The organism is Sphingobacterium sp. Mn56C (assembly GCF_049319645.1).
Lineage (GTDB): Bacteria > Bacteroidota > Bacteroidia > Sphingobacteriales > Sphingobacteriaceae > Sphingobacterium.
Map to the genome: position 1 here is coordinate 1,724,129 of NZ_JBMOUC010000001.1, position 23,221 is coordinate 1,747,349.

At 43.2% G+C, this 23,221-nt stretch carries 16 protein-coding genes and 2 tRNA genes; 10 read left to right on the forward strand and 8 right to left on the reverse strand.

Going from position 1 to position 23,221, the window contains the following annotated elements:
• The first annotated feature begins 2 nt into the window (after positions 1-2).
• From ACL9RF_RS07170 to ACL9RF_RS07180, 3 genes are read left to right on the forward strand one after another with little or no spacing between them, the layout of a single operon-like run.
• The gene (locus ACL9RF_RS07170; RefSeq protein ID WP_422799922.1) at positions 3-3,194 is read left to right on the forward strand and encodes an efflux RND transporter permease subunit; all 3,192 of its coding nucleotides are present in this window, start codon (positions 3-5) and stop codon (positions 3,192-3,194) included.
• On the forward strand, positions 3,184-4,293 hold the full coding sequence (locus ACL9RF_RS07175) for an efflux RND transporter periplasmic adaptor subunit (RefSeq protein ID WP_422799923.1): 1,110 nt from the start codon (positions 3,184-3,186) through the stop codon (positions 4,291-4,293). Before ACL9RF_RS07170 ends, ACL9RF_RS07175 begins: the two co-directional genes overlap by 11 nt.
• Positions 4,294-4,319: 26 nt before the next feature.
• The gene (locus ACL9RF_RS07180; RefSeq protein WP_422799924.1) at positions 4,320-4,748 is read left to right on the forward strand and encodes a TRASH domain-containing protein; all 429 of its coding nucleotides are present in this window, start codon (positions 4,320-4,322) and stop codon (positions 4,746-4,748) included.
• Between the two features lie 43 nt (positions 4,749-4,791).
• Here ACL9RF_RS07180 and ACL9RF_RS07185 read toward each other — a convergent pair whose 3' ends face one another.
• On the reverse strand, positions 4,792-8,010 hold the full coding sequence (locus tag ACL9RF_RS07185) for a S41 family peptidase (protein WP_422799925.1): 3,219 nt from the start codon (positions 8,008-8,010) through the stop codon (positions 4,792-4,794).
• A 466-nt stretch (positions 8,011-8,476) separates the two neighbouring features.
• On the opposite strand from ACL9RF_RS07185, the gene ACL9RF_RS07190 reads away from it, so the two are divergent.
• Both ACL9RF_RS07190 and ACL9RF_RS07195 read left to right on the forward strand, forming a co-directional pair.
• Positions 8,477-9,376: a helix-turn-helix domain-containing protein gene (locus ACL9RF_RS07190; protein ID WP_422799926.1), complete on the forward strand. Its 900-nt coding sequence runs from the start codon at positions 8,477-8,479 to the stop codon at positions 9,374-9,376.
• Positions 9,377-9,700: 324 nt separating this feature from the next.
• Positions 9,701-10,141, forward strand: a complete 441-nt coding sequence (locus ACL9RF_RS07195) for a hypothetical protein (RefSeq protein WP_422799927.1) — start codon at positions 9,701-9,703, stop codon at positions 10,139-10,141.
• Between the two features lie 69 nt (positions 10,142-10,210).
• On the opposite strand, the gene ACL9RF_RS07200 is transcribed toward ACL9RF_RS07195, so the two are convergent.
• The 7 genes from ACL9RF_RS07200 to ACL9RF_RS07230 all read right to left on the reverse strand — a co-directional run bounded on the left by ACL9RF_RS07200 (position 10,211) and on the right by ACL9RF_RS07230 (position 18,614).
• Positions 10,211-11,041, reverse strand: coding sequence for a haloacid dehalogenase type II (locus ACL9RF_RS07200; protein ID WP_422799928.1), 831 nt, complete (start codon positions 11,039-11,041; stop codon positions 10,211-10,213).
• Between the two features lie 518 nt (positions 11,042-11,559).
• Positions 11,560-12,423 carry a helix-turn-helix domain-containing protein gene (locus tag ACL9RF_RS07205; RefSeq protein ID WP_422799929.1) on the reverse strand — a complete coding sequence of 288 codons (864 nt, stop codon included), beginning with the start codon at positions 12,421-12,423 and terminating at the stop codon, positions 11,560-11,562.
• Positions 12,424-12,944: 521 nt separating this feature from the next.
• Positions 12,945-13,349 (reverse strand): NUDIX hydrolase, encoded by a 405-nt coding sequence (locus ACL9RF_RS07210; protein ID WP_422799930.1) that lies wholly within the window; start codon positions 13,347-13,349, stop codon positions 12,945-12,947.
• A 308-nt stretch (positions 13,350-13,657) separates the two neighbouring features.
• A complete protein-coding gene (locus ACL9RF_RS07215) occupies positions 13,658-14,545 on the reverse strand; it encodes an EamA family transporter (protein ID WP_422799931.1) in 888 nt (295 codons plus the stop codon).
• 69 nt (positions 14,546-14,614) lie between these two features.
• On the reverse strand, positions 14,615-15,196 hold the full coding sequence (locus tag ACL9RF_RS07220) for a Crp/Fnr family transcriptional regulator (protein WP_422799932.1): 582 nt from the start codon (positions 15,194-15,196) through the stop codon (positions 14,615-14,617).
• A gap of 349 nt (positions 15,197-15,545) precedes the next feature.
• Positions 15,546-15,633 (reverse strand) — tRNA-Ser (locus ACL9RF_RS07225).
• Between the two features lie 113 nt (positions 15,634-15,746).
• Positions 15,747-18,614: a M16 family metallopeptidase gene (locus ACL9RF_RS07230; protein WP_422799933.1), complete on the reverse strand. Its 2,868-nt coding sequence runs from the start codon at positions 18,612-18,614 to the stop codon at positions 15,747-15,749.
• Between the two features lie 93 nt (positions 18,615-18,707).
• Between ACL9RF_RS07230 and xerD the strand changes: the two genes are divergently transcribed.
• The 5 genes from xerD (at position 18,708) to ACL9RF_RS07255 (ending at position 23,105) form a co-directional block, all read left to right on the forward strand.
• The gene (xerD, locus tag ACL9RF_RS07235; RefSeq protein ID WP_422799934.1) at positions 18,708-19,601 is read left to right on the forward strand and encodes a site-specific tyrosine recombinase XerD; all 894 of its coding nucleotides are present in this window, start codon (positions 18,708-18,710) and stop codon (positions 19,599-19,601) included.
• A gap of 57 nt (positions 19,602-19,658) precedes the next feature.
• Entirely contained in the window at positions 19,659-20,003 is a 345-nt protein-coding gene (locus ACL9RF_RS07240; protein WP_422799935.1) for a hypothetical protein, read from the forward strand.
• A 45-nt stretch (positions 20,004-20,048) separates the two neighbouring features.
• The gene (locus ACL9RF_RS07245) at positions 20,049-22,361 is read left to right on the forward strand and encodes a TonB-dependent receptor (RefSeq protein WP_422799936.1); all 2,313 of its coding nucleotides are present in this window, start codon (positions 20,049-20,051) and stop codon (positions 22,359-22,361) included.
• Positions 22,362-22,372: 11 nt separating this feature from the next.
• Positions 22,373-22,984: a hypothetical protein gene (locus ACL9RF_RS07250; RefSeq protein ID WP_422799937.1), complete on the forward strand. Its 612-nt coding sequence runs from the start codon at positions 22,373-22,375 to the stop codon at positions 22,982-22,984.
• 49 nt (positions 22,985-23,033) lie between these two features.
• Positions 23,034-23,105: transfer RNA gene (locus ACL9RF_RS07255), tRNA-Arg, on the forward strand.
• Positions 23,106-23,221 lie beyond the last annotated feature (116 nt).

Below are 23,221 nucleotides of genomic sequence, written 5' to 3' on the forward strand. Positions count from 1 at the left end.
ACATGAACTTAATACGATTTGCACTCCGGAAGCCTATATCCATTATGGTATTGGTATTGGGCCTATTTTTCTTTGGTATACGTGCGACAAAGGATATCCAGGTAGATATCCTACCCGAAATAAACCTTCCTGTGGTCTATATAGCACACGCATTTAACGGGTATACGCCCGAGCAGATGGAAGGATACTTTACTAAAATGTATGTTAATATGATGCTGTTTGCTAATGGCATCAAAAGTATAGAGAGCAAAAATACACAGGGGCTTACCTTAATGAAATTAAGCTTCTATGCGGGCACGGATATGGGCGAAGCCATAGCACAATTAAACGCACTATCCAACCGTTCGCAGGTATTTTTGCCACCAGGTGCACCACCACCGTTTATTATACGCTTCGATGCTTCTTCGCAACCGGTCGGACAGTTGGTTTTTCGTAGTAATACAAAAACCAACAACCAGCTGCAGGATATTGCCAATTTCACTGCACGTCCGTTTTTGATAGCCATTCCAGGGTTAACGACGGCGCCCCCCTTTGGCGGTAGTCCGCGGACGATTGAAATCAACATCGACCCCAGTAAACTACGTGCACATCAGCTGTCGCCCGAACAAGTTGTCGAGGCCATCAGTCGGCAGAATGTTACCGCACCAGCAGGAAATATTTATATAGACGACATCAACTACCTTACACCAACCAATAGCACCTTAAAATCGGTGGCCGAATTTGGTGATATCCCCCTTTTTAAAGGGCAGGTAGACAATGTATATATCCGCGATGTGGCGACGGTTAAAGATGGTGCCGATATTACTACAGGTTATGCCCTGGTCGACGGGAAACGTTCGGTCTACATCAATGTCGCTAAGTCGGGAAAAGCTTCCACCTATGCTGTGGTTCAAGATCTTAAAAAAGCCATTCCCAATATCCAGCAAAACTTACCCGATGATGTTACAGTAACCTACGAGTTTGACCAATCGGTGTATGTCACCAATGCGGTTAAAAGCTTAGTGCTGGAAGGAATATTAGGAGCACTGCTTACGGGGCTTATGGTGCTCTTATTTTTGCGCGATACCCGCGCGGCTTTAATTGTTATATTAACCATACCAATCGCGATTCTATCAGGTATTCTTTTTTTAAAAATCTTTGGACAGACGATTAATATCATGACCCTGTCGGGCCTGGCCTTGGCCATCGGTATTTTGGTCGACGAAAGTACAGTGACCATAGAAAACATTCACCAACATTTTGCCCTTCCTAAGTCCAAAGCTAGAGCCATATTAGACGCATGCCAGGAAATTGCCTTTCCAAAATTGCTCATTCTACTCTGTATCCTGGCCGTATTTGCACCAGCGTTTATGATGCAGGGTATCCCGGGGGCTTTATTTTTGCCTTTGGCATTGGCGATTGGTTTCTCCATGATTATTTCCTTTCTGCTATCCCAGACCTTTGTTCCAATACTGGCCAACTGGATTATGCAACGACAGCCCCAGCATAGCCCAGGGCCTACCGTACCTGCCATGCCTAGCGGGCGTTTTGAGGGTTTTGAGCGTTTTAAATACCGTATTAACCAAAAGTTGCAGCGTGCCATGCCCCATAAAAAGCTCCTGGTAAGCCTAAGTTTTATGGCGATGATCGGAGGCATATCTCTCCTGTACCTAAACACAGGAAAGGATGTCTTGCCTGCGGTAAACACCAGTCAGTTTCAAGTGCGTATTACCGCGCCTGATGGAACAAGGATTGAAAAAACTGAGGTTTACGTAAAAACATTCCTTCAGGAACTTACGCAGCTATTGGGGGAAGATAAAATTGCTATATCCTCGGCATTTGTGGGTCAGCATCCATCAAGTTTTGCGGTAAGTCCGATTTACCTGTACAATTCCGGTCCGCATCAAGCCTTACTACAGGTAGCACTGGCTGATTTTAAGGGCGATATGGAAACCTTAAAAGACCAGATAAGGGCACATATTAAAGAAAAAATGCCCGAACTTGGGTTATCCTTTGAGCCTATAGCGCTGACCGAGAAAATGCTGAGTCAAGGGGCTACCACGGCCATAGAAATACGGGTATCGGGCATGATGAAGAGCATGAACCTTATGACCGCCAATAAGCTGTTAAAGCAACTCCAAACGTTGGATTATCTACGCGACCAGCAGATACCACAGTCTGTAAACTATCCGGCTTTGGCGATAAATATCGATAGAAATCGTGCTGCACAATTTGGTTTAGATGCACAAGATATTGCAAGATCTCTAGTAGCTAGTACAGCCTCTTCACGCTATACGAACAAAAACATGTGGGTCGGTGGTATGATGGGGATTGCCTACGATGTACAGGTACAGATGCCGCAAACCATGGTGAATAGCCCGGAAGCGCTAGCCAATATCCCATTAGCAAAAAATGCCGATAGACCTGTATTAGGCGATGTTGCGCGTATAATACCGACCCAAACTTTAGGGGAGAGCTACAACCTGGGCACAATGGGATACACTACGGTAACAGCCAATATAAAAAATAAGGATCTGGGCAGCGCAAAAAAGGATATTGAGGCGGCTATAGCTGCTCTGGGTGAACTCCCTAAAGGGGTGAACATTCATCTCGCCGGCATGACGCCAGTACTGGACGAAACGATGCTACATTTAGGCGCTGGCCTTGGGCTGGCTATTGTGGTCATCTTTTTAATGCTCGCCGCAAACTTTCAATCTTTTCGTGTATCGCTGGTTATACTCAGCACCATTCCGGCCGTGGTATTGGGAGCCTTGCTGCTGTTAAAGATTACCGGTTCTACACTAAATCTGCAGTCGTACATGGGCTTAATAATGGCTGTGGGCGTATCCATCGCCAATGCTGTGCTGCTAATAAGCAATGCCGAGGTACTGCGTTTGCAACATGGGGATGCGACGCTTGCGGCATTGACCGCAACCCAACTGCGCATGCGCCCCATTATTATGACAACGCTTGCCATGTCGGCCGGTATGCTGCCGATGGCTATTGGTTTTGGCGAAGGTGGCGACCAGGTATCTCCGCTGGGGAGAGCCGTAATCGGCGGACTTATAGCATCCACTATTTCGGTGCTTTTCATATTGCCGATGGTATTTGCCTGGATGCAGCATAAGAGCGGCATACAATCTCCGTCATTAGACCCTGACGATCGTCATAGTTATTTATATACACCCATAAAAACAGATAATAATGCAATTTAAAGCTTACTTACTGCTGCCTTTTATCGTACTGGCAATGGCCTGCACTTCAAAGCCACAAAAGTTGGAGAAAACCGAAAAATTGGAAGATAAGGCTATGGCTATGCCTATGGCCGCTCCTTTCGAAACGTTGGCCTTAAAAAAAACAAACCCCAAGGTGCTGCTACAGCTTGCGGGGGAGCTTAAACCCGACCGCCAAACGGCTTTATTTGCGAAGGTTAACAGTTACGTGAAGCATATTCGGGTAGATATCGGATCTACGGTCGCTGCCGGACAGGTATTGGTGGAATTGGAAGCGCCGGAAATAGAATCGCAGCTCGCGAATGCTGCCGCCAAGCTGGCTGCACAAGAGGCTATTTACCTAGCCACAAAAGCTAGTTACGATAGAACGGTTAAAGCCCATGAAACCCCTGGTGCTATAGCAAAGGATGCGCTGGATGTTATGAAGGCTCGAAAACTTGCCGACGAAGCACAGCTTAATGCTGCAAAATCGGCCTACAATGAGGTGAAGGCCATGAGCGGCTACTTGCAAATAAGGGCACCTTTTGCAGGTACAGTTACCGCGCGTAATGTAGATATTGGGGCTTATGTTGGGCCCCTGCATGCTGCGCCCCTGCTGGTTATAGAAGACCACAAAAAACTTCGCCTTAACCTATCCATTGCCGAGGCGAATACGCCTTATGTTAACCTGGGAGACACCATTCTCTTTTATATACGCTCGCAACCACAGGAAAGGTATTTTGCGCGCGTAAGCCGAAAGTCGGGAAGCCTCGATAGTAAACTCAGATCCGAAAAAATTGAAGCCGATTTTATCAACCCTAGTAGGGCCGTAAAGGCGCATATGATTGCAGAAACTAGCCTTACTTTGCAGCATACAGAGCCTACGTTTTTTGTTCCGAAAAGTGCCTTGGTAGAAAGCCCTATGCAGCTGTATATTATCCGCGTAGCGGATGGAAAAGCGCAGCATGTGCCCGTAACGAAAGGGCGTGTAATGCCGGATATGGTAGAGGTTTTTGGCGCCTTAAAGCCGGGAGATGATGTGCTGAAAAATGGCTCTGAGGAGATACAAAACGGAGCAGCAATTGCGCAGTATAGTAATTAATCCATAATAAAAAAAACAGGAAAGATATGCGAATTTTAGATAAACTCCTTCTGCTAACGGGTATGCTGCTAGGAATAAGCAGTTGCCAACCCCAGCACAGTAAGATAGCGGATACTGCCACGGAGACTACTGTTGTTGTACCCAAAAGCGACAAGGCCAATAGCGCGTACAACAAGGGCGATTCGGTACCCTCGCATTTGGTATGTATGGTAAACGATGCCTTTATGGGTACCCCCCAATTGGAAGTTCGCTACCAAAATAAAACCTATTACGGCTGTTGCCAAATGTGCCAGGAGCGCATCCCAAAGGATAGCGTGGTACGCTATGCAAAGGACCCTCATACACTGGAACCTGTCGATAAAGCAGATGCTTATATTGTATTAATAGGTAATCAGGGTGAAGTCGCCTACTTCAAAAATGAGGCCAGCTACCAGCAATTTAAAGCCGGCAACTAAAGTAAGAAGGTGTCCTGATGGAGGACACCTTCTTCTATTTGTATTATTTTTTCAAAAGCTCCTGTACGGCTCTTTCCAACTGAGGGTCTTCTCCTTTTAAGAATGCCTCGTATGGTAGTGGAACACGAATATCAGGTTCCAACTGCAGGTTCTCTGTAGGGCGCCCTTCTGCACCGATTGTAGCGATCATAGGAATACCAAACACCAAGGTAGGATCTATTTGCGTTTCCCACCATACCGCTGTTCCTGTTCCCGGTACGGGCATACCGATTAATTTCCCTAACCCATTCTGCTTGTAAACATAAGGAAAAATAAAGGCGTCGGAATAGTTTCCTTCCGACATGACCACGGCCGAGGGTTTACTCCAGCGCGTCATTGGCTCCCCAGACTTGAGGACATTTCCCTGTGGAGCGAATTTTAAATATTCTTTCCCTGACAGGAAGGTGTTCAGGTCGTCGTGCAACCAGCCCCCACCATTAAAACGGGTATCCACAATAAGGGCTTCCTTATCTCTATTCTCGCCCATTACCTTATCGTAAAACTCGCGAAACGAACCGTCGTTCATGCCTTCAACATGCACATAACCAATCTTGCCGTTGGAGATTTTATTTACATATGCCTGCCGCGAGGTAATCCATCTTTTATACATCAAGGCATTCTCCTCGCCAAAGGAAATCGGCTTTACGGTCTCGGTAAAAGGCTGTCCGGCGGCTGTAACACCCGATAATTTAACATATTTACCGGTTTTACGGTTTAAGAATTTCGACCAATCGTTTTCGTCGTTTACTGCAGCGCCATCAATTTCTAAGATTACCGTACCAGCCGTTATTTTTGATTTTGCCTTGGCAATAGGGCCACCAGCAATAACTTCGGTAACTTTTAAGCCTTTACCCGTAAACGTCTCGTCGTACAACAAGCCTAAAGATGCCGTTTGGTCGGCATTGGCAAATCGCGGACTGTATCGCCCGCCGGTATGGGAGGCATTTAACTCGCCTAGAAGTTCGCTAAGCAGCTCCTGGAAGTCGTAGTTATTATTGATATGCGGCAAAAAGCGGTTATAGGTAGCATAGTAGCCCTTCCAGTCTATGCCATGTATTGTTGGGTCATAGAATTTTTTCGTTACCTGCAACCAGGTATGGTCGAAAATATATTGACGCTCGGCGGACGCGTTTAATTCCAGTTCGGTAGTAGCAGATATAGGCGTTACTTTTCCCGTAGCCAATTCCACCTTGGTTAAGTTACCGCGGTTGGAGACCACCACAAATTTCTCGTCTTTACTTAATTCAATGCCCGACGGACTACCTCCTAGCTTAGCGAGAATTTTTGTTTCGCGCGTACGTGGCTCCGTTTGCCATAGGTCATAGCCTCTTTCAAAGGCAGAAAGGTAATACACCTTGCTACCGTCTTTTGTTATGACATAGTCTGCTATAGAGGAGCTATTTATGGTTAAACGCACCTCACGGTCGCGTAGGTTCTCCAAATTTAATTTTAGATCTTCTATTTTTTTTGGATCTTTCTTTTTGTCGGTTGTATCTTTGAATAAGGCAAACTCATCCTTATTTAAGGTAAACTTATCGTAATCCTCCTGGTTAAAAAATACCCCCAGAATATCTGTTTCGCGGCTTCCTTGATTGGCTAAAGACTTACGTCCATATTTCGAGCTCTCCCAGGTCAGCAGCTTACCGCCCATCTCCCATCGTGCCCCCGACTCGCCAAATCCCGAGTTTATAGGATACTGAATAGTTCCCGATCCATCGGCCTTGATCAATGCTGCATTACGCACCGAGAAAAAGCCCTTCTGGTCGTCTACCAACAACCATTTGCTATCTGGCGACCATTCAAAACCCCAATCCCCATCGGCATAGGAATGGTTATGTCCTTTCGGCAATAGGGTGGTTGTTTTTTTTGTTTTTACATCATAAACCTTTAAGATATTACGCTCTTCGATATAGGCAATCTGCGCCCCATTGGGTGAAAATTTAGCCGAAAAATTATCCGTTTTCCCCGTTATTAAAGGTTGCTCGATAAAAAGGGTGCCCTGGAAAAAGTTTCCCTCCGTGGTATCCTTCAGCCGACTTTCGTAAATTCCCCAGCCCTGGGTGCCACGCTCTGCAGCATAGATCAAAGATTTACCATCCGGTGCCCAACGTACCATGCGCTCCTGCGATGCGGTATTGGTAATACGTGTCGTGAAGTTACCCTCCACGGATGTCACAAATACCTCACCCCGGGATACATAGGCGATTTCCTTGTTGTTCGGACTAAGTACAAACTCGCTTGCCTGCCCCGATAATACGGCGTTATTACGCTCCACATCGCCGGCTTCTACAGCAATTTTTATGCTAATCTTTTTCGGACTTTCTCCTTCTTTTAGGGTATACACCTCGCCATTTTGGGTAAATGCTAAGGTGTTATCCTTCGCAATGGATAGGTGTCTAACCGGATTTTTCGAAAATTTTGTAAGTTGCTGATCTGCAATACGTGTACGTACCCCCTTTTTATACAAATTCTGGGTACCGTCTTTTTCATTTAGGTAATATACATATTGGCCATCGGCAGAAAATACCGGTTCCCGATGCTCCACCTCCTCGTTTGTTAAGGCTTGATATTGTTTGGATTTAAGATCGTATAACCAAATATCGCGCGTTACGGAGGAGGTATGGTGTTTACGCCATGGGTCTTCATAGCCTTTACGGTCTTGAAATACGATGGCCGTACCGTCGGGGTTAAAATGGGCATTCTCAATGCCTGCAGCAGATATCAATACAGGTCTACCTCCATTTTTCGGTGCCTTATACAAGTTTTGGAATAGGCGCACGCTAGGGAAACGCGACGATTCTGCCGTTCCTTGGCGGGCAGAACCAAATATTACCTCTTTGTTATCTACCGAAAAGTCATACGGGTAATCATTGGCCGAGTGAAAGGTAATACGTGTTGCAGTACCCCCTTCGGCAGGAATGGTAAACACATCAAAGTTGCCGTATCGGTCGTTGGCAAAAGCAATGGTTTTACCATCACGCGACCATACCGGCATGGTAGAATAGGATGCGCCAACCGTTAATGCTTGTGCTAATCCTCCTTTTGCGTCTACTTTAAATAGGTTTCCTTTATACCCGAAAACGATGGTTTTTCCATCCGGAGAAATTGCCGGATACCGGATCCACAGTGCCTCCTGTTGTGCCTGAACCTGGCCTAAACCAGCCGCGCCTAAGCTTAGCAACAAGGCTGCTGTTTTTGTCCACTTCTTTTTAAAAACTGACATATCTAATTTTTTAAGCTAATTAATAAGGTAGGACCAATTTATCGATTTTGCAGCACAATTCATGATTATTATATACTAAAATGTATAAGAATCTGAAAATTAAACTACTTATTTTATAGATTTAGTATATTATTAAGTCGTTGATTGCTTTTATCATATCCATTTTTGAGGTATTAATACAGCGCAGACAACCAAACTCCTGGCCGATAATCTAATGCCAGCAGGAAATAATATTAGAAAACACTGTTTTACAGTTTATTTACCTACGACAGCAGCGCTTCTTGATAAGGGTGGCCTAAAGCTTTGGCTGAGCCCATATTATACCGTTTAAATTGGAAAATTGTGGGTACAAATCTGTAATACCTGCAGAAAGCTCCAGCTTAAAAGATTTAAATTTTGTACATTCGTTTACTCCGGATACCCTGCAGGCATAACCTCAGGCGTTACCTACATCGTAAAGACAGCAATGACATATTCAAAGAAAGAGATTCCATACAGCAACAGTTCTAAGCAGGTTTCTATAGATTCGACACATTTTGCCTTATATGATTTACAGCACTACTTAAACAACAATCCGGCTGTAATGCGTAAGCCCCATATCCATAACTTCTTTCAGGTGATATGGTTTAAAAGGGGGCATGGTAATCATTTTGTAGATTTTAAAGCTTACGAAGTTAAGGATAACGCTATTTTCTTTATTGCCAAAAACCAGGCGCATTATTTTGATACCACTGCTAATTGCACCGGTATCATCCTACAATTTAACGAAGCCTTTCTGGTGCAAAAAGATAGTGAGATTGATTTTTTTATCAAATGTAATCTGTTTAATAACCCCTATAAAACACCCTCCTGTTGTATCGGTAATAAGCGCGATGCTATTTTGGATAGCTATATAACGTTAATTCAGGAAGAACTAAACTACAGCGACACTTTTGGTAAAGATGAGCTTCTGCGCATGTACCTAAAATCTTTTTTGGTACAGGTACAACGTTGCAAAAACGCTTATGAAAAACAAATTTCTGGCCCCATTTTTCCGGTAGACGAAAAACGTAAGCAATTGGTTCGATTTAACAATCTTGTCGAAGCGCATTATAAAAATGGACTTACCGTTGCCGATTATGCCAGCCGATTAAACATCTCGACTAGAACACTCGCCGACATCACCAATACAATAGTAGGAAAAAGTCCGTCTATTTTTATTCAGGAGCGAATTGTGCTGGAGGCTCAACGTATGCTGCTGCATTCGGAACTCCATATCAACCAAATTGCCTACAACCTAGGTTTTGAGGATGCCTCTTACTTTGTAAAATACTTTAAACGTCATACCCAGCTCTCCCCATCGGCTTTTAGAAACAGTATTTCCTAAAAATACCAGCATCATTCCAATATCTACCAGCACAATTTTACTTATTTCCATGACCTTTGCCTTCGGTAAGGTAAACATCCCTCCTGGCAACAGGATAAGCGATTAGCAGGGAACAAAGCGCTGTTGATAGCAACCTAATACGGGAAATAAAGGCTAAAAACGGAATACCTAGGAAAGCTCCGCTGCGCAATCGCTAGACTATAAAAATTTACCTCTGGATCTAAAAAATCGGTATTGCCCTGTAAAATGGAGCCCGCTTTGGAACTGTACCGCGTCTTTAATTCAACAAAAAATATGAATTTATATATCTTAATAAATAGCCACATGAAAAGAAAAACTATTTTAGCCGCCCTATTTGCAAGTCTTTACTTCTTCGTACCCACGCCCAGCAAGGCGCAACAACAGGAAACGCCTGTACAATACAAGGGCACATCGACCAAATTTGCCATCCTGCTAAGTAAAGCCGGACACTATCCTGTTGCTGTATCTACGGCAGAGTCTATGGCGATTAAAAAAAATAACTATGCCTTTGAGATCGTTGTAATGGGTGAGTTAGCTAAAGAGTTAGCGGATAATAAATCGCTGTTGCCTTTTATCCAAAAGGCGGAAGAGTTAGGTGTTAAAACCGTTGTTTGTGAACAAGCCCTTGCCTTTTTTAATACGCCAAAGGCGGCACTGCACCCTAGCATACAAACGACAGCCAATGCCTGGATCTACCTCTTTGAATTAAAAGACAAAAACTATAACAGTTTAAGCATTCAGTAAAATCGAATTACAAACAGGACAGGCTAATACAAGGCCAGGTCCTGTTTTTTCTGTGGTACTACCCACTATCTACCGCATCTCTGTCAACGCTTGTGCTAGCGCTGTTAAATTATTTTCATACAGCTGAGGTTGCGGTGCTAAGGGAAAAATCTGCTGTCCGGCACGCGCAATAAAAGCACTTTGCCAGCCTGCCCATGCCGCACCAGCAATATCCCAGCCATGCGCCGCAATAAGCATACTCTCGCGATTGGATACCCCCATACACCTTGCAGCCCAGTCGTACACATCCCTGTCGGGTTTAAACCGACCGAAGTCTTGCACGCTAATCCTACGATCAAAAAAGGATGATATCCCAGCATGCTGAAGCTGCTGGTTTACCGCATAATTGGAGGAGTTGGTAAAGGAAACAAGTGTGTAACCAGCATCTTTTAAGAGCGAGAGCCCTTCTTTAACATCGGGATGTGGCTCAAGGTGCATTATTTGTTTTACAACGGCCATCGCGTCGCCAGGTTTTAAGGATATCCCATGGTTTGCTGCGATCATTTCTAATGCTGCTGCTCCCACCGTACCAAAATCCGCATACTGTCTGCCCAAGGAAGTTACAAATGCGTATTGCAGCATACTCGTAAACCATAGGGTACCCAAATCCTTATTTCCGAGCAGTGTATTTACCTGAACTTTGAGGGGCTCCAAATCTAATAAGGTTTCGTTTACATCAAAGAATAAAACTTTGGGTCTACCTGCAAAGCGGTTTTTCCCTTCAGGTTGTAGTATGTGCAGACCTTCACCAGGATTTGCAGCTGCAGGTAAAGCAAAGGCCGATAAGGAAGCCGGCAATATTGCCCCTGCGGTTCCCAACTTTAGCGTATCTTTTAAAAAATTTCTTCTATTTATTTCCATAACAACATAACTTAAACGTAAATACCAAATAACAAAGGTCGCCCTAATCGTAGCCGAGGGAGATGTCCATATTCCCTTTCCTCGTAGCTATACTTCCCGACTATCAGGCTGTCTTTAACCTTACCTCTTCCTATTTTCCAAGACAAGTCGCCCGGAGTTTCTATGTATATCGTATCAGGAAGGAAGATAATATATGTAATATATGGGGTGCATCAGGCCTGGGATTTCCTTTTAACAGGGCTTAAAGGAAAGGTAACCTGTGAAAGAGGTTTTTCAGGTGTAAATTCCATATTCATCGCTGCACCTTCTTCGCTACGCTTAGTAAATGACAACCCGCTCCAAGGCTAAGAAAAACAGCTGAAAATGTTGTCCGCGTATTAGGGCAACCTTAAACCTGGTTGCGATTCGTTGGAGGTCAGACAATTATTCCATGAATAAAACACTATACTTAGCACATTGGGCCATTGATATGGATACACGCTGAAATTAACCTTGGTAAGCGGCGGCTGTTCTCGGGGTTATCCGGCAGTGCCATCTTTTAAAGATCTAGCGGCTTTAAATGCAGAAATCGTACTGCCCCCATGAAGTTTAAAAAAACGACTAAAATGTGCGGGACTTTCAAAACCTAATTCATAGGCTATCTCTTTGGCCGATTTATCGGTATAGTGCAGGTAGCGCTTGGCTTCTAAAATAATCCTCTGCTGAATAATTTTTGACGGTGCTGGCTGCCTTAACAGGGCGAAGATATTACTCAATGTTTTTGGCGATTTGTGGAGGCTATCGGCATAAAATTTGACTGTGTGTTCGGACTTATAGTTGCTTTCTACTTGTAAGGCAAACTTACGTATCAGGTCCATCTTATCCTCCGAAAAATGCTGGTAGCCTTCACTTTGCTGTTTGGCCAATCGTGTTGTTTTTATGATAAGCTGTTTTAGGAGTGTACGTAACATTTCGCCCTGAAAACCATCTTTCGCTGGCCACTCGTCCATAAACTGGCGTTCCAGGTGTAGTATATCTTCCCGTGCTGCGGCAGGGAGTTGTATAAACATGGGATGCTCAATACCATAAAACAGAAAACCGACACAGCCTACCTCGGCATCGTGATCTACTATGCAATAAAATTCGCGGTTAAACTGCCATGCCAGCAGCGCTTCGGGATTTTCGAAGGTGAAATTCTGCAACGATACCAAGGGCAATATGGCGCCTTCGGGCATGGTATACTGTACTTCATCTATGGTTACATATTGGTCTTTCCCCTTGTTGTACACAAAGGTATTTAGGGGTGCTATAGGGTTTAAAAGGCCTGCTCCTTTTAATGAAGCACTATTGCTGTGCATTGTAAATCGAGCGAGCGTTATCGCATCTTTATATTCGTTAATCATCTATGCACTATACAATTAAAACCATCAAATTGTTGAATATTCAAAAAATAATTTTTAATATCTTCCTTAAATATACAACGACAAATGTACTTCAGGTTATATTTTACATGTTATCATTTTTTCCCGGTTGTTTGACCATATTTCCCGATGCTGCTTGCTGTTGCTGCGCTGGCTGTATCGTTGCAATTATTAAAATCGGTTGGACTTCTGCCTGTGTTTAGAGGTTTAGGGGTTTAGGGTGGGGATATGTTATTTGCAAAAGGAATTATACGGCTGAAAATACCGTTGTAAGCCAGATATGGTTACTATTTTTTCAATAAAGAAAGGTAAAAATCAGCTTAAAGTCATGCTTTTGTTAAATGATGTTAAAACATGTAATCACAAAAACGGATGGCACAGCAATTGTATTATTTAAGTACATTCATAATTTAGGTTAATAATTGGTTAGTTAAAAAACGTCTGAGGTTCCCCGCCTTAGACGTTTTTATTTTTCTGCCTCTTTCAGCAGGAGCTTTTATAGGTTAATCCATTAAATCCAGCCTTTGCAAATCGTCTATAATAAGCTGTACTACAGCAGATGTTTTCAACTTGTCTGCATAGGACAACCACTGGTAAGAATCAATTTCGCTTGCAGGATGCAGTGTACCGGAATAATCTGCAAAATAGCAGCGCATACGAACCAGGATTTCTGGACTACGACCATCGGCAGGCGCTTCAAATACGCCCATAAAACGAATGGTCTCCGGTAGTAAATCCACCGACAGTTCTTCTTTTATTTCTCGAATAAGACAGGCGCTGTCGCTTTCGTTTCCTTCTCTTTTTCCGCCGGGGAAATAGTATGTTGTCTTGCCCTGAGATAGTGCTCCTAACACTTTTCTATCTTGAATTTGTATCCAGGCTACTTTATCAATGTATTGCATTTCCATGGTATTGCTTATATCTTATTATTTTCAATTTTCAGGTGCAAGGTACATTGTATTTTTAATACGGTAAAGGTATACCGCTCTTTCCTTATCTATTACCCAGGGCACAAAACTAATATTTTTAGCTTCAACAATTCTTCTACAGGGTAGATTAGACGGTTACGAAACAAAAAAGCCTTCTACCGGAGAGATAAAAGGCTTTACTAACCAATTTTTGATCTAGAAGTTATGAGCGAACGACAAATATACTAATATTTTTAGTATAAAAAATTAATTTTAAGCCCTGCCCTGCTAATCCGCTTATTTGTAGGCTACAATGTTTTCGCCGGCTTTTTAGTTGGGTTGATATTTACTACCACGACGGAAAATACTATAATTAAAACCCCGAACCACTGCATCGCTGTTACTTGTTCTTGCAGTATTATAAAAGCAGAAAATATGGAAACAGGAATTTCAATCGCCGAAAGAATACTACCTATACCTATACCGGTTTTTGGAATGCCAACCGTAAACAGTAAGGGGGGAATAACGGTGCCAAACAGCGCCAGAAGTGCTCCCCATGAGAGCGACGGTACAGAAATATTTTCGATAATCTTCAGGTTCCAGAATATGGAAATAACAATTAGTCCGCCAGCCACCAAATACAAGCTTCGGATATAATTAGGGTGCTGTTTTTCGATGCTGCTTGAAGAATAGATCGAAATAGTATAGGATAGTCCTGCCCCAATTCCAAGCCCTACACCACGCCAATCTAAGGTTACCGCAGTACCGAAAATTTTTGTAGCCAGCAGGGTTCCTACGATGCATAATAGAGCGCCTATAGTTTTTTTCATTGCCGGCATCTGTTTGGTAATAATAGCCTCCAACAGTAGGCTTATCCAAATCGATTGCATCAGCAATATAATCCCCACAGATACCGGAATGTATTGGATAGAGAGGTAATATAACGTTGTGGTAACACCCAAGGAGGCACCCCAGGCTAGAAGCTTTACTAGTGATGACAAAGACGGCTTCATCGCGGGTTTACTAAAAATACGTATCAGGACAAGGATTACGAATCCAATGAAAAATTGGAAAAAGGTTAATGAGCTGATAGGTATACCTAAGCCATTGGCATATTTTACTATGGTAGCTAAAATGCCGTAACTTATTGCGCCTAATAGTACAAAGAGCGCGCCGAGTAGTTTTTGTTTGTCCATGCTATTGTTATTGAGTTTGCAAAACTAAACCTGTTGCCGGACTTAAACCTTTACATATGTTGATAGCAGCTATTTTTTTTGCTGTTTGTGGATACGACTCAACTGCGTTGGGGTAACGCCTAAATACGATGCGATATGGTGTTGTTTTAGCCGTTGGGCCAAATGTGGGTATGTGGCGATGAAATCTCTATATCGTATTTCTGCAGTGTCAAATTTTGATGTAATTTCGGCAATTTCTTTCGCTTTTACCCAATGTTCCTCCAGGTAAGTAATATAAAAAAGAGCTACATCATGTTGTTGCACCATTAATTCGCGAAACCTATCCCAGGCTATTTTATAAATAAGGCTATCCTCCAAAGCCTGAATTGCAAAAAGCGTAGGTTTCTGGTATAGCAGCGCAGATAAGGAAGCGATAAATGTGTCTTCCGGAAAGAAATTTTTAATGATATGTTCGCCCTTTTCTGTCAGGTAATAATAGGAAAAGAGTCCTTTTTCTACGTAGTAATAATATCGTGGCACCTCACCAATATCGAGAATCACCTCCCCTTTCTTTACCATTACCTCCTGACAAAGTGCACGTAAAGCCTCGATATGTTCCTCCGTAAGCAGCCCATAACGCCTCAGATTAGCCATAAAAAACTTCTGCTCCATTTTTACATTTTATGCTATAAATCTACAAAAATTTATTCCTTTATAGCGCTCTATAATTGCCTGTCTATTTGTTTGTCGGTAGGACTATTAATTTGGTCCATTGGTCCAATTGTGCATTTGTGCATATTAAAATTGAATTTAATAAATAATATAGCAAAAAAAGTTAGCCAAAGGTAAAACAGCTGATTATCAGTGTTTTCTTAGATAGGGAAATAGAATCAGCCCCGCTAGCCTCAACCATAAGGATATACCTTCGTCGAATCAACCCCCGCGGGTTCTCATCCAATAATAGGAATCGGTACGGAACGAAAAAAGTTCAATCTTGTGGATTGAACTTTTTTATGTTTTGCGGAGAGAGAGGGATTCGAACCCTCGATACAGTCATCCCGTATACAGACTTTCCAGGTCTGCTCATTCGACCACTCTGACATCTCTCCGGATGCGAGTGCAAATATAGCATTTTAAATGGTGCTACAAAATAAAGCATTACACTTTTTTCACCTCGCAAAAACATAGCGCTGTAAACCAGTATATACAGCGCTAAATAAAATTATTTCTGTTGCGCTTCAGGCAATAATATAAACTTAAATAGGCGATCTGTCTTAAGGTATTTTTCAGCCACCGCTTTTACCGAAGCCACATTAACCTTATTTAAACGATCTATAAAACGTAACACATCTGTAGGGTCTTCTTTTAATTGATAAGCCGACGAGAGGTTACCCAACCAGAAACCATTCTCACGTAACTGCAACTCATAACCTCGTTTCTTTTCAGCCACAAACTTATCGATATCCACCTGCTGTGGGCCCTCCTGCTGAATCTTGGCAACTTCCTCTAAGGCCGAATTTATTAAAGTCTTATACTTATCGACGCCAGTACCAAAGCCGATGCTAAAACTATAACGCTCGCGAGGGAATTTAGCGTAACTACCACTCGCTCCCGTACCATAAACGCCGCTTTCATCTTCACGAAGACGCTCCAGAAGCTTTATCGTCAACACACTCTCCAAAGCGGCAAAGTTTATATTCTCGTCGTCCGAATAATTATAATCGCCATAGAAAGCCAGCTGCACCTGCGCTTTAGACTCCTTACCCTTATACACAACCTTTTCCAGCCCCTTTGCCGGCTCCACTAAGCCCAAATCCTTGGCCGACTCCTTTCTACCTAAATTCGGGAGTGCAGCCAAGTACTGCTCCAAATAAGGTTTAATTTCAGCTTCATCAAAAGATCCTACAATGGTGAACGTAAAATCCGAGGCATCGGCAAAGCGCTCCTTATAAATTGCTAGTGCGCGTTTTGCATCGATCTGCTTCACCTCCTGCGGGGTTACCTGTGAGCGGCGGATATTCCCTTGATACAAGGTGCGTGTTATAACATCCGAAAACACGAAAGAAGGATCATCTTCCTGGTTCTTCATACTCGACAAAGTCCGGGCGATGCCACTTTGGAAGATATCATCATCCAATCGAGGCTCCGTAAAATAACCGTAGATAAGTTCAAACGCTGTTTTTAGCCCCTCCTTATCCGTCGATCCGGAAAGCCCTTCCGAGAGTTCGCCGATATACGGTGTAATACCGACATTCTTTCCGTTCATATACTTACGCAACTCCACAGTATTTAACTGGCCTAAGCCCGAAGCATTCACAAAACCCGCCGCATTTGCTACCGACATATAATCCGCATCCGAATACAAGGATGACCCTCCCGGACTTGTTGCAGCTATTAAAATTTCATCATTTTTAAAGTTTGTAGGCTTTAAGATCACCTTAACACCATTGCTCAACAGCAACTCCTTGGTTCCAATTGCTGCAATATCCTTTGTAGATACCACCGTTCCTTTTTGCGGTTCATTTTTTAACAACGGCAATTCCGAAACTTTATCTTCATAAGCAGATATTTCTTCCTTATCTACCGCTGCCAGCCACGAATTCACCATGGCCTCTGTAGGCATCGCATCTTTATCTTTCTCCGGCCCCAGAATAATGATATCGCGATTATTATCGACATAATAACGCTTACCTATAGCCTCCACCTCCTTTAAGGTTAGCGTTTTCAGCAACTTTTTTGTAATCTGATAGCTATCTTCATTACTCAACACCACAGAACCTTTGGTGAAATTTTCCATATAGGCAGAGACATACCCATCCGACTTACGCTTGTCGCGCTCCTTGTAGGCCACCTCATTTCCTTTCTCAAAGGCCGCAATTGCTCTATTAAATTCCGTATCTGTAAAACCAAACTTCTGCACCCTATCCATTTCACGCATCGTCGCTTTCAAACCCTCCTCTATCGCAGCAGGCTTCGCAACAAAATACATAGACAGGTTATCTAAGCCCCCGAACAACGCAGATATACTGATACCCGCTTGAATAAAGGGCGGGTTTGGTTGCTGACCAATTTCGCTTAACCGGGCGTTTATCATCTGATTAAAAACACTTTTCATCATGGAAACACGATAGTCGCCCACGGTTTTAACCTTCTCCGTAGGATGTTTAATAATAATCTGCCCTACGGTGGATGGCATCTCTGGATCGGTGACCACTAAATATTGATTTTTATGGAGTAAATCGACCTTATACTCTTTTCGTGGTACAGGGTTCTTCGGTGTCTTGAGGTCAGAAAACAAACGCACGACCTCTTTCTCTATCTCCTTAACATCGATATCGCCGACAATAACAATAGACTGAAGGTCGGGTCTATACCATTTCTGGTGAAATGCGCGGATAACCTCAGGCTTGAAATTTGTGATGTTCGCTTCCGTCCCTATGGGTAAACGTTTAGCATATAAAGAGCCATTCAACAACACCGGAAGGAACTTATCTTGCATACGCTGCCCCGCACCACGACCACCGCGCATCTCCTCCAAAACCACGCCGCGTTCCTTATTAATCTCCTCGGTATCCAGCAAGGCATCCTGTGCCCAATCACGCATGACCAAAAGGCCATTTTTTAAAAGTTCAGGGTCATCCGAAGGGATAGGAAGCTGATAAATGGTTTCATCAAAACCCGTATAAGCATTTAAATCCGAGCCAAAGCGTACCCCCACCTTCTGCAGGTAGTTTACCAAATCATTTTTCGGAAAATGCTTCAGTCCGTTGAAATTCATATGCTCCAAAAAATGCGCTAATCCGAGCTCCTGTTCATTTTCCAGAATCGAGCCCACCTTAACACCGAGGTACATGGTAACTCTTTTTTCTGGCTCCGTATTGCGGCGTATATAATATTTAAAACCATTTTTTAACTGCCCTACTAATACTTCATTGTCGAATGGAAGTTTAGCATCCCAGTTCAAAGTATCCTGTGCAAGAATACTTTTGGCCTGGGCTACCATACCAGTATTAACGCAATGCTTCGCCTGTAGACCTGCAAAGGTAACGGGCAATAAAAATGCGATCATTAAGGGTTTGAAAATTTTCATTAATTTAGTAGTTTGATTTATTCTGCAAATTACCACTATTTTGCGAAGTAGACGAAGAATTTAGCGAGAAGAATTTACATATATAGAAATTTCATGGATTGGGCGTCGGTATTAAAAGATTATAAAAGGTATTTGGAGTTTGAAAGAAACTTATCAAAAAGTTCCATTGCATCCTACTTACAGGATGTTAGTAAGCTGCAGGTTTTTTGCGAAGACCAAGAGCTGAAAATCAAGGAGATCATGCCACGGCATATCCAAAGTTTTATCTATTGGCTAAACAGCTTTGCCATCTCCCCTTTTACGCAAGCCCGGATTATTTCATCGTTAAAAGGCTTTTTCAATTTCCTACAGCTGGAGTATCATTTCGAGCATAATGCCATTGAGCTGGTTGAGGGCCCCCGGCTGTCGCGCAAAATTCCGGACGTCTTAAATGTGGAGGAAATTGATGCTATGATTAACGCGATAGACCTGTCTACGCCTGAAGGCATGCGCAACAAAGCCATAATCGAAGTATTATATAGCTGCGGTCTCCGTGTGTCGGAGCTTACTAACCTTAAAATCTCAAACCTTCACCTGGAAGTTGAATTTATTAAAGTAGAGGGAAAAGGAAATAAAGAAAGATTAATACCTATTGGCGATCAGGCATCAAAAATTTTAAAAATATACCTCCAGGAGGTACGCCAACATCAGCCTATAAAACCCGGTAAGGAGGATTATGTGTTCTTAAATAGACGTGGTAACCCGTTATCGCGGGTCATGGTCTTTATCATTATCAAAGATCTAGCCCAGAAAATCGGACTTACCAAACATATCAGTCCGCACACCTTCCGCCATAGCTTTGCCTCCCATCTTGTCGAAGGTGGGGCTGATTTGCGCGCGATACAAGATATGTTAGGCCATGAGAGTATAACGACAACGGAAATTTACACCCATGTCGACAAAGATTATCTCCAGTCTATTATTACTCAATACCACCCCCGCTCGTAAAAAAAAGAATACTTTTTTTATTTGCATCATTGTTGCAAATACACTACTTTTGTGGCTATGAAAGTTATGATGCGACTGTTTATTCTTTTGTACGCCCTAAGTTATTTATGGGTAAGCAATAGCGTACAGTTTCATAGCCACAGGGCAGCTGTTAACAGCAGTACCGAGCAGAAAGATAAACACTGCCGTCATGACCATACCCAAACAGAAGAGGATAGCAACTGTGCCATCTGTTTTTATATACAGACACCCCACGGCATAGTCAGCACGTTGTCGTATGACCTGTCGTATATTGCGCCGGCATTTTTTATCGCCTATCAAACAGATATTGCCAACCATGCCCTACGTGAAGCTATCTTCCGCCTTTCCAACAAGGGCCCTCCTGCCAGCATTCCGGCATAACACAAACACAACGTTTCGTTTTTTATTTACAATCAACATTTTAGCATGAAAGAAGCAAGACTGCTTGTTCTGCTCCTTGCGATATGCCCCTGGGCTATAGCGCAGGAAGCGGGATGCAAACTTGTACTATCCGGTCATGTACTGGATACGAAGGATCATAAGCATATTTCCGGTAGTCAGGTAACCCTGGCCGACGGTAAGCAAATTGCCGTAAATCGCAAGGGTGAATTTCGCATTGCGAACCTATGCCCTGGCAGCGTAACCTTTACGGTAACCCACTTGGCGTATGAGGGGCAAACACGCTCGTACAACCTACAGCAGGATACTTTGGTAGATATCTACCTAAAGGCAAAATCCATACAACTTAAGGAGGTGCTGGTGCACAGCAATAAGGATAGTCACAACAGCGTAAAAGCTGCCACGCTAAGCCTAGAGCAGCGCAGGGAAAACCAAGGTAAAAATCTTGCCGAGCAATTGGCAAATATCGCAGGTGTAAACATCCTGCGTACCGGAACAAATATTGCCAAGCCTGTGGTCAATGGTCTTTTTGGCAACCGCCTTATTATGTTGAATAATGGTGTACGTCACGAAAGTCAGCAGTGGGGCACCGACCACGCACCCGAAATTGATCCTTTTGCTGGCGAGCAGATTGAGCTGGTAAAAAATGCGGATGCCGTACGTTATGGTGCCGATGCCTTAGGCGGCATTATTAAGGTTACAGCAAAACCATTAACAGCCTACCAACCCTTCCGCGTTTCCTCGGGCCTCATTCTAAACAGCAACGGCCGAAGTGCGGCGCTAAACACACAATTGGAGGGCAGTGTAAAACGCTTTACGTATAACCTCGGCTTGACGGGTAAAATGGGTGGAAATATGAAAACTGCAGATTATTACCTGGGTAATACCGGAAACCGAGAGTTTAATGGCAACCTTTCTATGGGCTATTCCTGGACTAAAAATACGCTGAACGTTTATGCCAGTCACTTCGGCAATGAAATTGCTATTTTCGAGGGCGCCCATGCGGGCACCAAAGAGGATATATTCGCCCGAATTGCAAACGGAAGGCCTTTTGAAACCTACAATTTCTCCTATTCCATACAGGCGCCACGACAAAGGGTATACCATGACCTTGGAAAGCTATTGTATACGCATAGAATAAATGAAAAATCGTCTATTGAAGCGCAGTATAGCTACCAGCGCAACCACCGTTTGGAGTACGACCGTAGAAGGGTGCAGGACGATGATGTGCCGATGGCGGATATGATCCTGACGACACAGCAGCTCGAGGCTGTCTACAAAAATGGGATGATAACGACAGGAATATCGGGCAGTTTGCAGGTAAACAATAATACGCCGGGAACAGGTACCACGCCCATTATTCCGAATTTCGATAACCATACCTTGGCTGCATTCTACAGCCAGAAGATACCACTAAATCGCAGCATGTTGGAATATGGGATACGTTATGACTATAAGTATTTTGATGCTGCAGGATATCGTTTTGACTATAACCACCCTGCTTCCGATGGTTCTATTCCGCAGTACCTGATGCAAAACAAGCGGGAGTTTCACAATGTTTCCGGTCTTGCTGGTTTGGCTGTTCCCCTGTCTAATACGTTGGCATGGAAGAGTAACCTGGGCTTGGCATGGCGGGCTCCGTCGGCAAATGAGCTGTATAGTGATGGTATACACCACGGCACAGGGACGTATGAGGTTGGCAACAAGGATCTAAAAAGCGAAAAGGGTTACAAATGGTTAAATAGCCTAACCTACAATAAAAAATGGCTACAAGTTAATGTCGATGTTTTCGGACAACTGATAGCGAACTATATCTACAGTCAGCCTAATCCTGATTCGGTACGACAGACCATTCGTGGTACGTTCCCTTTATTCCAATATCAGCAGAATAAGGCTTTATTCTATGGGACGGATGTTTCGGCCAATATTCATTTTGGTCCACACTGGTCGTATCAGGCACAGCTGTCGTTGGTACGGGCAAAAAATATGGACGATAACAGGTATTTACCGAATATTCCGGGCGATAAAATACAGCAGAACATAGCGTACAGATTTCAGGTAAACGGCGCGGAGAGTTATATTAAATTAAAACACCTGTACCAGCTAAGGCAGTATCGTTATGAGCCGGGTAGCGATTTTGCTGTACCGCCGCCAGCATATCATGTATTTGACCTTATAGGATCTACAACATTATCCACTAAAAAACAACAACAAACCAGCATTCAGCTAGCCGTAGAAAACTTGTTTAATACTTCTTATAAAGATTACATGGATAGGTTTAGATACTACGCGCATGCGCTGGGAACGAATATTTCACTAAAAATAAATCACACATTTTAATTTTCAACATTATGAAAAAAATTATTTTCGCATGCTTAATCTTAGGCGTAACGCTGGCTTCTTGTTCTAAAAATGATCCCACTCCGGAGGTCGATCAGGAGGAATTAGGTACAGTAACCTTAAAATTTACCCCGGTAAAGGTCGTGGTAAACAACGGCACAACAACGTACGAACCTATCTTGGATGAAGAGGTTGAGGAGGTTAAATTTACCGGAAATCCTTTGTTGCCACCTGTAGGGGCACATGTGCATCTTCATGTCGGCGATACATACAAGCTGGAGCTTAAAACAACCGACTTTGCCGGACGCGAGTCGCAACAAACTTTTGTGAATAGACCAGAAATCCACCAGGCTTTTATCTTAAATGCTCCACAAGGCTCTTTAGATTATGTGTACGGTGAGCCTACTAACGTTGGGGTAACGGGTTATTTAACCGTAAAACAAACGACGGATTCTTTTCCATTGCGTTATGTTCTGCGCCATTTAAACCCTGGCGTTAAAAGCAAAATAAAGGCTTCAGATTGGAACAACCTGAATTTCACACAGTTTACAGGCGAGAATGATATCGACGTAAAATTTGATGTGCATTTGGTTAATGGGGGGCATGATCATGATGCACATTAATTGAAAAAAAATAGGGTAGTTTAATATAAAAATGATATTTTTGCGGACTGCCTTCGTAGTTCAATGGATAGAATATCAGATTCCGGTTCTGACGATGTGGGTTCGAATCTCGCCGAGGGCACTTTTAGGACGCAAATGAAAACCTCAGGTCTCCTGAGGTTTTTTTAACACCCTGAAAAACAACACCTTAAAAAAAACCACAACACTGCTGCTTTAGATTTAAAAGCGAATAGTTTT